This is a genomic window from Haladaptatus pallidirubidus, assembly GCF_020700235.1.
Classification (GTDB): Archaea; Halobacteriota; Halobacteria; order Halobacteriales; family Haladaptataceae; genus Haladaptatus; species Haladaptatus pallidirubidus.
Genome location: NZ_CP085301.1, coordinates 179,688 through 192,494 on the forward strand (window position 1 = coordinate 179,688; position 12,807 = coordinate 192,494).

Annotated in this window: 15 protein-coding genes and 1 tRNA gene; 9 read left to right on the top strand and 7 right to left on the bottom strand. The window is 59.6% G+C overall.

The annotated features are described in order from the left end of the window. Window positions 1–32: 32 nt before the first annotated feature. On the bottom strand, window positions 33–767 hold the full coding sequence (psmB, locus tag LIX15_RS01050; RefSeq protein WP_227775663.1) for an archaeal proteasome endopeptidase complex subunit beta: 735 nt from the start codon (window positions 765–767) through the stop codon (window positions 33–35). Between the two features lie 90 nt (window positions 768–857). Next, on the bottom strand, window positions 858–1,037 hold the full coding sequence (locus LIX15_RS01055; RefSeq protein WP_227775664.1) for a hypothetical protein: 180 nt from the start codon (window positions 1,035–1,037) through the stop codon (window positions 858–860). Between the two features lie 323 nt (window positions 1,038–1,360). Here LIX15_RS01055 and LIX15_RS01060 point away from each other — a divergent pair, with 323 nt between their 5' ends. The 3 genes from LIX15_RS01060 to LIX15_RS01070 all read left to right on the top strand — a co-directional run bounded on the left by LIX15_RS01060 (window position 1,361) and on the right by LIX15_RS01070 (window position 2,676). Next, window positions 1,361–2,041, top strand: a complete 681-nt coding sequence (locus LIX15_RS01060) for a helix-turn-helix domain-containing protein (protein WP_227775665.1) — start codon at window positions 1,361–1,363, stop codon at window positions 2,039–2,041. Between the two features lie 93 nt (window positions 2,042–2,134). Further along, the gene (locus LIX15_RS01065; protein ID WP_227775666.1) at window positions 2,135–2,437 is read left to right on the top strand and encodes a HalOD1 output domain-containing protein; all 303 of its coding nucleotides are present in this window, start codon (window positions 2,135–2,137) and stop codon (window positions 2,435–2,437) included. 41 nt (window positions 2,438–2,478) lie between these two features. After that, window positions 2,479–2,676 (top strand): hypothetical protein, encoded by a 198-nt coding sequence (locus LIX15_RS01070; protein WP_049970366.1) that lies wholly within the window; start codon window positions 2,479–2,481, stop codon window positions 2,674–2,676. Here the strand turns inward: LIX15_RS01070 and LIX15_RS01075 are convergent, their stop codons facing one another. After that, entirely contained in the window at window positions 2,677–4,386 is a 1,710-nt protein-coding gene (locus LIX15_RS01075; protein ID WP_227775667.1) for an adenine deaminase C-terminal domain-containing protein, read from the bottom strand. It abuts the gene before it with no gap. Continuing rightward, window positions 4,383–5,336, bottom strand: a complete 954-nt coding sequence (locus LIX15_RS01080) for an MBL fold metallo-hydrolase (RefSeq protein ID WP_227775668.1) — start codon at window positions 5,334–5,336, stop codon at window positions 4,383–4,385. Before LIX15_RS01080 ends, LIX15_RS01075 begins: the two co-directional genes overlap by 4 nt. A 114-nt stretch (window positions 5,337–5,450) precedes the next feature. Between LIX15_RS01080 and LIX15_RS01085 the strand changes: the two genes are divergently transcribed. Next, window positions 5,451–5,744, top strand: a complete 294-nt coding sequence (locus LIX15_RS01085) for a DUF7553 family protein (RefSeq protein WP_227775669.1) — start codon at window positions 5,451–5,453, stop codon at window positions 5,742–5,744. A 26-nt stretch (window positions 5,745–5,770) separates the two neighbouring features. On the opposite strand, the gene LIX15_RS01090 is transcribed toward LIX15_RS01085, so the two are convergent. Next, window positions 5,771–7,132, bottom strand: coding sequence for a hypothetical protein (locus LIX15_RS01090; protein WP_227775670.1), 1,362 nt, complete (start codon window positions 7,130–7,132; stop codon window positions 5,771–5,773). A 36-nt stretch (window positions 7,133–7,168) separates the two neighbouring features. Between LIX15_RS01090 and LIX15_RS01095 the strand changes: the two genes are divergently transcribed. The 3 genes from LIX15_RS01095 (at window position 7,169) to LIX15_RS32670 (ending at window position 8,080) form a co-directional block, all read left to right on the top strand. Next, window positions 7,169–7,243: transfer RNA gene (locus LIX15_RS01095), tRNA-Val, on the top strand. Window positions 7,244–7,380: 137 nt separating this feature from the next. Then, window positions 7,381–7,581: a hypothetical protein gene (locus tag LIX15_RS01100; RefSeq protein WP_227775671.1), complete on the top strand. Its 201-nt coding sequence runs from the start codon at window positions 7,381–7,383 to the stop codon at window positions 7,579–7,581. Between the two features lie 373 nt (window positions 7,582–7,954). Then, entirely contained in the window at window positions 7,955–8,080 is a 126-nt protein-coding gene (locus LIX15_RS32670) for a hypothetical protein (RefSeq protein ID WP_265338397.1), read from the top strand. Between the two features lie 121 nt (window positions 8,081–8,201). Here LIX15_RS32670 and sucD read toward each other — a convergent pair whose 3' ends face one another. Both sucD and sucC read right to left on the bottom strand, forming a co-directional pair. Then, window positions 8,202–9,071, bottom strand: coding sequence for a succinate--CoA ligase subunit alpha (gene sucD, locus LIX15_RS01105; protein ID WP_227775672.1), 870 nt, complete (start codon window positions 9,069–9,071; stop codon window positions 8,202–8,204). After that, window positions 9,068–10,210, bottom strand: coding sequence for an ADP-forming succinate--CoA ligase subunit beta (gene sucC, locus LIX15_RS01110; protein ID WP_227775673.1), 1,143 nt, complete (start codon window positions 10,208–10,210; stop codon window positions 9,068–9,070). The genes sucD and sucC overlap by 4 nt, the downstream gene beginning before the upstream one ends. Window positions 10,211–10,319: 109 nt before the next feature. Between sucC and LIX15_RS01115 the strand changes: the two genes are divergently transcribed. Beyond that, the gene (locus LIX15_RS01115) at window positions 10,320–11,585 is read left to right on the top strand and encodes a CDP-glycerol glycerophosphotransferase family protein (protein WP_227775674.1); all 1,266 of its coding nucleotides are present in this window, start codon (window positions 10,320–10,322) and stop codon (window positions 11,583–11,585) included. Window positions 11,586–11,733: 148 nt separating this feature from the next. Then, window positions 11,734–12,765 carry a glycerophosphodiester phosphodiesterase gene (locus tag LIX15_RS01120; RefSeq protein WP_227775675.1) on the top strand — a complete coding sequence of 344 codons (1,032 nt, stop codon included), beginning with the start codon at window positions 11,734–11,736 and terminating at the stop codon, window positions 12,763–12,765. Window positions 12,766–12,807 lie beyond the last annotated feature (42 nt).

A 12,807-nucleotide genomic window follows, 5' to 3' on the forward strand; every position in this document is an offset into this window, starting at 1 on the left:
AGGGAAAGAAACGAAAGGAGAAGAAAACCGCTCTAAAGAACGTCGTCGAAGTTTTTGTGACCGTTGATAGTGACGCCCTCGTCGGTGATTTCGGCGAGGAAAACGCCGTTTCCGCTTCCCGTGTCGCGCTCGACGGCGCTTTTGATGCCGCGGGCCGCGATGGTTTTCGCTTCCTCGTTCGAGAGACCTTCCTCGTACTCCTGTTCTAAGACACCGTAGGCGAGTTGCATCCCGCTTCCCGTGACGGTGTAATCGTCGGACATGACGCCGCCTGCGGGGTCGAGACTGTAGATGTGTGCGCCTTCCTCGTCGATACCGCCGAGAATCGGCGATACCATGAAGAACGGGCCGCCGCGGAGCATGTTGCCCGCGAGCGTGGAGAGCGCCTGCATGCTCATCTGTTCGCCACGGCGGGATTCGTAGAGGTTCGACTCGATGCGCATCGTTCGGATGAACGACTGGGCACCGCCGACCGAACCAGCCATCGTGAGTGCGGCGGTCGGGTGAATCTGTTCGACCTTCTGGACGTTCTTGTTCGAAACGAAACGACCGCCGAGGCTGGCGCGCATGTCCGTCGCCATGACGACGCCGTCAGCGGTGGTCAGACCGATTGTAGTCGTGCCGGTTTTGTTGACATTTTTCATGTCCTTCTCCGAGAAGTTGTTCTCGGGGAGCGAGCCGATTTCCGGCTCGTAGGGATTCGTCTGGCCGCTTCCGAAGCGCTCCATATTACGTGAAAATTCGGAGTCGTGCATTGGGCTACGCATTAGCCGAACGTAGTCCGCCAGTACTGATAAAACCAACCCTTTCGGTGTGCGATTCCGTGACAAAGGGCCGGGTAAAAACGCAGGACGCGATTACGGACGTGGCTCTATAGACTCCTCATATGCGTTTCCGATAGACTCCATGAGTCGGTGCATCGGGAACGGCACTCCGACCCGCCGGGCCATGATGGCAACCGGGAGCAGGAGGATACCGGTCAGGACGCTCATCTGGTACAGGGCGAACAACGTCGCGCGTCGTAGCGGTGCGAACATCTGAAACCTCGACCGAGGCTGAGCCGCATCGGTATAAAAACGTTTATGATGAATATAATTCATAATGTTTTTATTCTAGCTACTACCCCGTTGCAGTCTCTCGATTCAACCATGGTTGTTTTCCAAACAACTCTACGCGGATTCGACGGCGATTCCGCGTCAGAACTGGGTTTCTAACGCCGGGAGTATGCATAAGTTATGGACATTATCCGTCTCTCGTGCGCACTCGAACGGTCGAATGACGGAATCGAACCGGAAAACGAATCCAACGAAACCAACAGCGTGGCCGCAAGGATTGACGCGTGTCGCCTCCAATCACAGTTATGAATGTCGTCGTCGAATTTCGACTCCCGACCAACGGATTCGCCCTGGGCGAACTGTTCGTCCACTGCCCAAACGTGCGAATCGAACTGGAACGCATCGTTCCAACGGGGGAGGAAACGATGCCGTTCTTTTGGGTCATCGGCGATGCGACGTTCGTCACCGACGTACCTATCGAGGGGTTGCCAATCGATTCCCTCGACGTGCTAAGCGAAACCGAACACGGCGCGCTCTGTCAGGCCGTCTGGTCGAACAATGGTGGAATCTACGAGATACTGACCGAACAGGAGGCGACCGTTCTTTACGCCGAGGGCAATCGTGGCGGATGGCTGTTTCGCGTCAGATTCCCCGACCACGAAGCCACGAAGCAGTTCAGCGAGGCGTGTGAGGAGGCGTCGATTTCCTACGAAGTGCGTCGAATCTACCCGGTTTCTGCGCTCCCGATGGAGCGATACGATCTCACCGAAGAACAGCGGGAGGCCCTCGTTACTGCGTTCGAATCGGGCTACTTCCGCGTCCCTCGAGGAATTTCGCTCTCGGAACTAGCGGAGACGCTGGACATTTCGCCGCAAGCCGCATCAGGTCGGCTACGACGGGGGTTAGACCGAATGCTTGACTCGGCTCTGTTTCCCCAAGCGAATCAACGAAACTATCTGAGGGGTAATAAAGACGTGAATCAGTAAACCCCAAGGATTCACTACATCGTTCCCCCATCTCCGAAGGTATGAAATTGCGAACTGCCCTCCAACGAATTCGGGTTCACTGAGGTGTTTGAAATGTGCACAAAGTCACACGACGAGCGCCGAAGTACGCACGAGATAGACAAAACGGTCCTCCACGAAGTGAAATACGACGACGGTCCGATTACCGAAACAGTAGTCGAGGCAATCGCGGAGGTGTCGGACGACCCGCCAACCGAGATGAAACCGCTCTACGAGAGCGTTAGTCCCGATGCATTGAGGGACTTGTTCGACCGACCATCTCACGCGAATGTTCCGTCCCGCGTCGAGTTTCGACACCACGGGTACGCCATCGTTATCGAGCGTGACGGACGGGTCGCTATCTGTGACCCGAACTGAGGCCAGTACGCTTTTGCGCTCGTCAACCGTAGCATGAGGTTATGCCTGACACGCTGTACGACGTGTACCTCGTTCCGTCCGGTACGCGCGGGGGAGAGCAGAACATCGTCTCGCCGGTTGAGGGTGACAAGTTGGAGTTTTACGAGACGGGGGTGTGGTTGCGACGAAAAGGCGGACGAAACTTCTTTCCCTACGAACAAATTCGAACGATTCGAGAACACGAAGGCGAGAGACCGTAGCTACTCGACCCGCAAACCGACGACTTCGCGGGAGAAGATGTCGGCGTAGCCCGACGGCGCCATTTTGAGCGACGGAACGCCCGGGAACGTGAGCGTCTGGACGGCGAGCATCGGGCGTTCGACGTTTGCGCCGAGTGTTCGAAGGGCACCCTCCACGGCGTCGTACAGTTTCGCAGTTTCTTCTACTTCGAGGTCGGAACAGACACCAGCGACGCGCATCGGGAGCTCGGCGACGACTTCGCCGTCCCTGACGACGGCCCATCCGCCGCCCATCTCGTTGACGTGCGTGACGGCACGCCGCATGTCGTCACCGCTTCCGACCGCTATCACGCCGGGCGTCTCCCAAACGACGCTGGTCGCGACCGCACCCTCGAACGCACCGTACCCGGTCAGAAATCCGGTGAACCCGGTTCCATCACCCTCCGGATGCCGGTCGAGCAGAGTCACTTTCAGCAGGTCGTCTTCCGGTGCTGCGACGAGTTCGTCGTCTTCGACTGGAGGCGAAACAGTCGTCTGTCCCGACAGCAATCCTTCCCGGTACTCGATTGCGCGAACCGGTTCGTCCATTGCCGGAACGCGGAACTGGTCGGGGTCGGTGCTGACGTTGACGCTGTCGTAGAACTGCTCCGGATACTCGTAGGAGCGCGGCGCGACGGTCGTTTCGTGATTGTTGTAGACGACTTCGCCGCCGCTGATGACGGTGGTGACATTGACGGTTTCCAAGTCGTCGATGAGGACGATGTCGGCGATATTGCCCGGTGCGAGCGACCCGAGGTTTTGAAGGCGGAAATGCCGGGCCGGATTGAGCGTGACCATCCGGATGGCGTCGGCGGGCGGAATCCCCTCCTCGATCGCCCGCCGAACGACCACGTCCATGTAGCCCTCACGGATGAGTTCGCGGGGCCACATTCCGTCCGTCGAGAGCGATATTTCGTCGGCACCGATTTCCTCGTACGCTTCGCCGACCGCGGTCATGTCGTCCCGAATCGACCCGCATCGACCGATTGCATGAATCCCATTTTCGACGCGTTCCACGATTTCCTCGCCGGTAATCGCCTCGTGGTCGTCGTCGATGATGGTGGCGAACGCCTGTAGCTTTTCCCCCGAACAGCCCGCAGCGTGGCCCGAGACGGTTTTCCCAATTTGGCCTGCGCGGTCGTACAAGGCTTCTACAGGGGTGTCACGCCCCACGGCGTGAATCCAGTCGGTTTCGCCCACGCCGACGATTCGAGCGTCTTCCAGCAGATTCGCGAACGCGTCGGGATTTCCGCGTGCCGGTTGGAACGTGTCGAAAAGCGGTTGCGGCGGGACGGTCGCATAGACGCGAATCGGGAGATAGGACGTTGCGGCGAGCATCTGCTTGACGCCTTCTGGGCCGAACACCGGGCCGAATCCCGTCACTTCCGTGACAACGGTGGTCGTCCCGCCTTCGAGAGCGTAGTGGTATGCGTTCTCGAACGTCTGATGAAGATCGATATGTGTGTGGGCGTCAATGAATCCCGGCGAAACGACGCGGTCGCTGGCGTTGATGACGTTCGTGTCCTCGCCGATTGCATCGGTCGCGTCCTTCGGCAGCGCGGCGACACGGTTGTTCGTCACGACCACGTCTCTGGCTTGGAACTCGCCCGGTTCGGGAAGCAGTACGCGCCCGTTTCGAATCACCAGATCTGCTGGCTCCTCTCCGAGCGCGACCGGTTGCAAGTCGTTCATGAAGATACCTCTTCGTATACCACGACACCACCTTGTTCTTGTCGGCTTACCTCGCCGCGCTCCTCGAGCACGTCGAGGTGGCCGATCGCCTCGCTCATCGCGGGGAAGTACTCCGTCGCGGGCAGGTCGTCGAACAATCCCTCCATTACGTCGAACGCCGTCGTCGGCCCCTCAACCAGCGCGAGGACGTTCTCGGTTCGGTTTTCGTGCGCGTCCAGAATCTTCTCGATTCGCTCCGTCGGGTTCCCGATCTCTTCGCGGTGGCCCGGGAAGATGTAGTCCAGTTCGCGATCCCGAAGACGAGAGAGCGAGCGGTTGAACGCCGGAAGGACGCGGGGGCGACTGCCGCTCTCCTCCATCGGCGGTTGAAGAAGCGGATTCGGCGTGATGTCGGCGAGAACGTGGTCACCGACGATGGCTTTCGATTCGCCATCGTTTTCGAAGGTGAAGATAGTCTCGCCGGGTGCGTGGCCCTGTACGGATTCCGCGGTCAAATCCACCCCCTCGACCGAAACGGATTCGCCGTCTGCGAGTTCGAGGTCGGTTTCGACGCCGGGAGAAACCGACAGGTACGCCTCCGGGAGATTGGTGACGGTTTCGGCGGTCGTTCTCGCCATTCCGTTCTTGTCGAAGAAATCGGCGAAGTAGGACTGTTCGTACTCCAGTCGGGATGCGAAGTCGCGGATAATCGCCGCGGTGTCGTGGCTCGCGACGATGCGCGCACCGGACTCTCGGAGTCGGTTCGCTAACCCAAAATGGTCGGGATGCGGGTGCGTAATGAGAACCTGCTCGATTTCGGACGATCCTACTCCGTTCGCTTCTAACCCCTCGAGCAGCGCGGTCCATGCCTCCTCACTTCCCGGACCGGGGTCGACCAGCGTTCGCCCGGAGAGATAGGCGTTCACCGGGCCGATTTGAAACGGCGTCGGAATCGAAAGCCGCGTAAACATACAACCGTGTTTTTCTCGCCCGGGATAATACCGTTTTTGAACGACCGTCCGGCCCGAAGTTCGACGGAACGATTTTTATTTGTTGCCCACCTAAGGACACGATTGGGTGGCACGATGAACAAACATTTCAAAGACGCGTGGTACTACCTTCGACGGTCAGGGAGTCACCTCCGTCACGGCGTCCAAGCAGAACTGGACACCGGGGAGCAAAAATTCCGCAAGTGGACGGGAAGAGAACGAAATTCCGAATCGGAACCGACACGACGGGAGAAGATACGCACGAACCTCCGAAACGCGGAGCGAACCGCTAAACGACGGTCGCAGAAGGTCAGACGCCGGTCACGAGCGGCAAAAGAGCGCTCGCGCGATGTCGTCAGGGACGCCCGAAAACGAATCCGGATGAGTTAGTGTCGGCGAACACGGTCGCAAACGAGTCAGTAATCGAATCCGATGCAGTCGCAGTCGGTGAAGTCGTTGCGCTCGAACCGTGGCGACGCCGCATTCTTTCGATCTACGTCCACGCTCCCGCGAAACGTGGAGTTCAGGAGCGAAACACGGTCGCCTTTGACGAGCACCGTCGTTCTGTCGTCCGCGTCGTGGGTTGCGGTCACGCCGTCGAAGACGATTTCCGCCGCGACTAGGTTGATTCCGTTTCGGTTGTTCTCGCCGGAGTGAAACGCGAGTCGGCAGTTCCGGAGGGTCGTCCCTTCGCGCCATATCTCGGCGCAGTAGCCGTGTTTCGAGCCGTCGCCCCAGTCGTCCAGTTCGACGCCGTCCAGTAGAATCGACCCGTCCCCGTCGTTGACTTTGATGGCTCGAGCCGACGATTCGCAGTCGATTTTCAGGTCGCGCACGCGTGCCGATTCGCTCGACACGCGCAAACCGTCGTTGTCGCAGTTCGGCAGTGAGAGTTCGCCGCCCGAGATGCGAACGTCTCCGTCCTGCAACCAGAGGCCGCAACCGGTGTACTCCGTCACGTCCACCTCGATTCGAACGTCGCGCGCGATGTCGCCATCTCCCAGTCGCAGGTTCGCGTTTCCGTTGTTTCTCCAGACGCCGCCCTCCACGATGCAGGGGCCCTCTCCACCCGCCAGATAGCCGCCGTTGTTGACCCATCCCTCAACGCGACAGTCGCGGAAGGTCAGCTCGCCGCGGTGATCGTCGGTCACGCTGATGCCGATCGGATGGCTGGTCTGGGATTCGACGGCGGACTGGCCGGGATACGCGTCGGGACGAAACTCACAGCCGTCCGGAAGCGAGACGGAAACGACCCCCGACCCGTCAGGGTGCGTTACCGCCGCGTAAATCGCGCCGAGTGCACCTTTGCCCGCGGCGGCGCATTCGCCCGCAACGGTCACATCCTCGATTCGAAGGTCGCGGCTCGCCCGCGCCGAAATTGCCTGTGACCCGACGCCGTCCGCGGTCATGTCGAACGTCAGGTTTCGGATTTCGACCGAGTCGGCGGAATTTTCCGGTGTCGCACCCCATCCTCCGCCGACATCCAGACCGTACTGCTGGTCGGGGTCGGTCACGACCAGTGTGGCGTGCGGGTCGCCCGCGATAGCGATGGCCTCGCAATCGTCGTGTTCGAATCGACCGTCGAGGTTGTATCGCCCTTCGGGGAGGACGAACTTCGTCCGCGCTCCGGCGTGTTCGGCGAGGACGCGGTGGAGCGATTTCTCGCCGGTTCGAATTTCCGGTTCGACCTCGGCCACGTTCACCACGTTCCAGTCGATCATGGTCGCTGTCGGCAGCGGCGGGTCTTGGTCGTGGTGGCCGCCCGCTGTCGAAAGCAAGCCTTAAGTCTCGGGCAGGGAAACCACAGAGTGCGAGGGTCGGTAGTCTAGTCCGGTTATGACAGCTCCTTCACACGGAGCAGATCGGCAGTTCGAATCTGCCCCGACCCACTACTTCTGTGGCGAACAACTCCGCGAGCGGCGCAGTTGCGCCGCTCGCTCTACCGTGAGCCACGAAATCGTGCAAAGGGGAGATTCGAATCACGGGACTGTTCTGTGTCGTCACATTCGGGTGGATCTTAGCGTTCGTGTTCATCGGTGCGTTCTTTCTCAGCGCAACGTCCCAACCAGTCGCCGACGTCGTCGCGGGAACCATCCTCTTCGGTGGGTTCTTGCTCTCGAAACTCTGGCTCGAATGGGTTCGATTTCACGCCGAGCATGCCGTCGAGCCCAGCGATCTCGCTGCATGGTTGGTGCCTACCTCGCTCCGGTCGATGTTCCCAGAATAACCCCGATCTCGAATCGAGGGACGAGGAGGAATCCACACGAAGTGAATCACTACCGAGCGCCTTCACCACCCGAACCGAGTTAGCTACCGACTCTTCGTTAATGGACTGTATACCACAAACCGAACTCCCGACGGTGTCACTCTGGAAAGCGTGTAGTCTTTCGAGTAGCCTCGATGGAGGGATATCAGATGGAGCGATATTTATCGTTGTTTAAGAAAATTAAAACTTGGATGTATTAGATTTCCAATTTAAATCGTGGTTAGTGAATGTCATCCTGGTTGGAGTTACCTGCACATTCAGTGGTCCTAAGGGTTTTCCGCACTCGATAGCGCGTTCAGGACGCGAAGGACGCCATGCTCTCAGAGGGGGATAGATGAACCGGAATCAACGACCGAACCCCGCGGATCTATCGCCGCGCGAGGTCGTCCAGCGATATCTCAAACGCAGGCGGGCGGACGCGACCGACACCAGCGTCGGTTCGTGGGAGTACCACCTCTAAAACATCGAACCACACCGCACTTGTTCGTTCAACGAGTCGTCGAACAATACGCTTTGTAGACACAGGATGAAAGGAACGCTGTGACGGAAAATAAAAACTAAAAATCCGCAACCGGAACGACTTACAGGAAGTCTTCGATGTTGTCCGCAACTTCCTCGGGCGTGTCTCCGACCGGGACGCCCGCGTCGTTCAGTGCGTTGATTTTACTCTCCGCGGTCCCCGTGCCACTGCCGGAAACAATCGCACCGGCGTGACCCATGCGCTTTCCGGGCGGGGCAGTTCGGCCCGCGATGAAGCCTGCGACGGGGGTATCCATGTTCTCCGCGATGAACGCCGCGGCATCTTCTTCGTCCTCGCCGCCGATTTCGCCGCACATGACGACCGCGTCGGTGTCCGGGTCGTCCTCGAACAGCGAGAGGGCGTCGATGAAGTCCGTGCCGATAATCGGGTCGCCGCCGATGCCGATGGCGGTGGTCTGGCCGATGCCGCGCTGGGTGAGATTATCGACCACCTGGTAGGTTAGCGTCCCCGAGCGGGAGACGAGACCGACGTTTCCGGCCTCGAAGATGTTGCCGGGGAGGATACCGAGTTTGGCCTCGCCGGGCGTGATGATGCCGGGACAGTTCGGCCCGAGAAGTCGCGTGTCGGTTTCCGAGAGGCGCTTGTACACCTTCGACATGTCCTGCGTCGGGACGCCCTCCGTGATGGCGACCACGAAGTCGAGGTCGGTGTCGAGCGCTTCGAAGACGGCGTCACCGGCGAACGCTGGCGGGACGAAGACGACCGACGCATCGGCGTCCTCTTCCGCGACCGCTTCGTGAACGGTGTCGTAGACGGGCACGCCTTTCACTTCCTGCCCGCCCTTGCCGGGAACCGCACCGGCCACGATATTCGTTCCGTACTCCATCATCTGTTCGGTGTGGAAGCTACCCTCACCGCCGGTGATACCTTGGACGACCACTCGGGTGTCGTCGTCGACGAGAATGCTCATTGTTCTTCCTCCGCGTTTTTAACGGCGCGCTGAACCGCGTCTTCGAGCGTCGCTTCGACCTGAACGAGGTCGGTGTTCAGGATTTCCATTCCTTCTTCGGCGTTCGTACCGGCGAGTCGGACGACGACCGGTTTCGGAATCTCGTCCAGCGATTCAAGCGCCTCGTTGATGCCTTTGGCGACCTCGTCACCGCGGGTGATGCCGCCGAAGATGTTGAAGACGACTGAATCGACGTTCTCGTCCGAGAACACCATGTCGAGCGCGTTCGTCACGCGCTCGGCTTTCGCGCCGCCGCCGATGTCGAGGAAGTTGGCGGGTTCGCCGCCGTAGTAGTCCACGAGATCGAGCGTCGTCATGACCAGTCCGGCGCCGTTGCCGATGATGCCGACGTTACCGTCGAGTCGGACGTAGTCGAAGCCGTACTCGCCGGCCTTGCGTTCGAGGTCGTCCTCGTAGGAGTCCTCTTCCATCTCCGCGAGGTCGGGATGCCGGAACAGTGCGTCGCCGTCAATGTTCAACACCGCGTCGGCCGCGACGACTTCGTCGTCGCTCGTGACCATCAGCGGGTTGATTTCCGCGTCGCTCGCGTCCTTGTCGTCCCACAGGTCGTACAGCGTCGTGAGGACGCTCGCAACATCCATGGCAAGGTCGCGGTCAACGCCCGCGTCGTACACCGCTTTCCGGGCCTGGTACGGGTGCATTCCGAACGCCGGGTCGATGTGTTCCCGCGCGATTGCGTCGGGCGTTTCCTCGGCGACCGACTCGATATCGACGCCGCCCTTGGTGGAGACCATGGCGACGGGTTTGCCCTCGCCACGATCCATCGTTACGCCGACGTACAGTTCGTTGACGAAATCGACGGCCCCTTCGACCAACACCTGCTCGACGGTGTAACCCTTCAAATCCATCCCGATGATGGATTCGGCGGCCGCTTCCGCCTCGTCGCGGTTCTCTGCGAGTTTGATGCCTCCGGCCTTTCCGCGGCCGCCGACATGTACCTGCGCTTTCACCGCGACGGGGTAGCCGATGTCCTCCGCCGCTTCGACGACCTCCTCAACGCTCTCTGCGAGCGCCGAATCGGGCGTCGGAATCCCCGCGTCGGAGAACACCTCCTTCGCCTGGTACTCGTGTAGCCTCATGCACTCGAAATGGGGTCGTCCCGCCGCTTAAATCCCGCCGGTTCACTTCCGGCGGGAGACCCCCTTGCGGGCAAGTAATTTTTGCCATCGGCGACCGTTCAGTCCACTCGTGAAAATCGGCCAATCGGTTCTCGCTCCGTTAAAGCGGTCACTACTTCGACCGCTCGCCGACCGCATCGAAAAGTTTGCTCCCGAACTCCTCCTCCAGTGGGTACTGTATGCAATGTTGAAACGGTTGTCACGGCTCTGGACGCGCGACGACACCCTCTGGGTCTTCGGCGCGCGCGGCGGCAAGGCGTTCGTGGACAACGCAAAATATCTGTATTTGCACGTCGCAAACGAGCAACCCGGTGTTCGCCCCGTTTGGCTCTCGAAAAATCGACGCGTTGTACGTGAACTCCAGCAGTCCGGCTACGAGGCGTACTACTGCTATTCGTTTCGCGGACTGGTAGCGAATCTCCGCGCGGGTGTCGTTCTCCTCACGCAGGGACACCACGATGTCGTCATGCCCTGCTGTGCGGGCGCGAAAACGGTGTTGTTGTGGCACGGAATTCCGCTAAAAACGATCTCGTGGGACGCCGAATTTCCGTCTCGGCCAGCACCGGTTCGGGCGGTTCACGAATACATGGCCGACGAGTTCGACCGGTTAGTGGTTCCGAGCGGGCACCTCGTCGACGCGTTCGAATCCGGCCTGCACATCGGCCGCGACAGGATGATTTTCACCGGCTATCCGCGTCTCGACGCGCTCTTTTCGGACGTGGAGGGGAGCGACATCGGGGCGGACGAAGGAACTCACAAGCGAGTTCGGCGTCTCTCGCGGAACCACCACGTTTTTTTCTACTTGCCGACGTTCCGAGACGACGCGACGAGGAGGTTTTCGGAGCAGTTCGATTTTCACGAACTCGATGATTTTCTGGAGCGAGAGGATGCCTATTTCGTCGTCAAAACCCATCCCAGAGAGCGGTTCGACCTGCCGCCGAATTGCTCACGAATCGTAACACTACCGAAAGAGTGCGACGTGTATCCTCTGCTCCGATACGCGAACGTGCTCCTGACGGACTACTCGTCCATCTACTTCGATTACATCGCCCTCGACCGTCCGGTCGTTTTCTACCCGTACGACCGCGCTCAGTACGAGGAGTCACGAGGATTCTATTTCGACTACGACGAAATCGCGGCGGGGGTGATCGCTTCGAACTTCGACGAACTGCCCACCGCCCTCTCGCGGGCACTCGAAAACGACCCCGAGGGAATGGCGCGACGACAACTCGCGGAGACGCTGCTGACTGACGCGAGCCGAACCGGCAACCAGTCCGCAGTCGCGTACGACGCGATTCGACGCGAACTGGTTGCGGGCACCGACCGATCTATATAGAATCCCGTGATTACTGTTGTCACACCAGGGTTCAAGACGAGTCCATATATTAAAAAGGAAACCTTGAAGTCCGATTGGCCGTATTCGAACCCAAGGGTGGCAGAACCCTCACAACGGGTCGAATGTGGGGGTCTGCCTAAATTTGCCTATGGCACGCACGAGCGGAACGACGGAACGACAGTCGGATGTCGAACAGCACTCGAACACCGGACGACAATCTGCGAATTCCGAACGACAACCATCGAATTTCGAACAAGAACCCCAGAACCGGAGACCACCAACGCCGGAGTTCCAATCAGAAACGACGGAGTTCGAACAACCGGCGAATGCCGACCAATGGTCAGCATCCGCGAGCGACCTCTCGATTATCGCCCATCGCGGTTTCGCGGGCGTGTATCCCGAAAACACGATCGGTGCGGTAAAGCAGGCGACGGCCGCACCGACGGGCGCGCCGGAGATGATAGAAATCGACGTGCATCCGACCGCGGACGGCGAAGTCGTCGTCTTTCACGACACTCGACTCGATCGACTGACGGACGCCTCGGAGACGCTTGCCAGTCAGCGCGTGTGGAATCTGTCCTACGAGGACATGCGCAACGTGTCGATTCTCGGAAGCGACGAAACGATTCCTCGATTGGAGACGTTCCTCGACGCGGTTCCGTCCGAAATCGGCGTCAACGTCGAGTTCAAAAATCCCGGCACACTCGATGTTCGGCCGCGGGAAAATCTCCCGCCGGAAGACCGAGAGAAACAGAAGGAGTTGTGGCGTCCGTTCGCCGAGCGCGTCCTTTCGACGCTCGCCGACTACGACAACGAATTTCTCATCTCCTCGTTCGGTGAGGGCGCACTCGCGGCGGTTCGGGAACTGGATTCGAACATCCCTATCGCGGCGGTGTTCGCCGAATCCATCGTTGACGGGTTCGAAATCGCGCGCCGATACGATTGTGATGCGATTCATCCGCCGTGGAACATGGTTTCCGGAACCGAACTGTTCAACGACGAGTACGGTTCGCTCGGTCCCTACGACGAAATCGACATCGTCGACCTCGCGCACGCGGAGGGCTACGAGGTGAACGTCTGGACCGTCGAAAGTTGGTATCAAGCGACTCAACTCCACGAGGCGGGCGTAGACGGCATCATCGCGGATTACCCCAACGTCCTGCGCTTTTCCGGCCGCTAACGACCGGGAAAAACTAACGAGAGAACCATAGACACACTGACT

Bases quoted from the DNA above. Each gene is read 5' to 3' on its own strand.
- sucC (WP_227775673.1), bottom strand. From the start codon at position 10,210: ATGAGGCTACACGAGTACCAGGCGAAGGAGGTGTTCTCCGACGCGGGG.
- psmB (WP_227775663.1), bottom strand. From the start codon at position 767: ATGCGTAGCCCAATGCACGACTCCGAATTTTCACGTAATATGGAGCGC.
- LIX15_RS01075 (WP_227775667.1), bottom strand. From the start codon at position 4,386: ATGAACGACTTGCAACCGGTCGCGCTCGGAGAGGAGCCAGCAGATCTG.
- LIX15_RS01055 (WP_227775664.1), bottom strand. From the start codon at position 1,037: ATGTTCGCACCGCTACGACGCGCGACGTTGTTCGCCCTGTACCAGATG.
- LIX15_RS01120 (WP_227775675.1), top strand. From the start codon at position 11,734: ATGGCACGCACGAGCGGAACGACGGAACGACAGTCGGATGTCGAACAG.
- LIX15_RS32670 (WP_265338397.1), top strand. From the start codon at position 7,955: ATGAACCGGAATCAACGACCGAACCCCGCGGATCTATCGCCGCGCGAG.
- LIX15_RS01085 (WP_227775669.1), top strand. From the start codon at position 5,451: ATGAACAAACATTTCAAAGACGCGTGGTACTACCTTCGACGGTCAGGG.
- LIX15_RS01065 (WP_227775666.1), top strand. From the start codon at position 2,135: ATGTGCACAAAGTCACACGACGAGCGCCGAAGTACGCACGAGATAGAC.
- LIX15_RS01060 (WP_227775665.1), top strand. From the start codon at position 1,361: ATGAATGTCGTCGTCGAATTTCGACTCCCGACCAACGGATTCGCCCTG.
- LIX15_RS01070 (WP_049970366.1), top strand. From the start codon at position 2,479: ATGCCTGACACGCTGTACGACGTGTACCTCGTTCCGTCCGGTACGCGC.
- LIX15_RS01080 (WP_227775668.1), bottom strand. From the start codon at position 5,336: ATGTTTACGCGGCTTTCGATTCCGACGCCGTTTCAAATCGGCCCGGTG.
- sucD (WP_227775672.1), bottom strand. From the start codon at position 9,071: ATGAGCATTCTCGTCGACGACGACACCCGAGTGGTCGTCCAAGGTATC.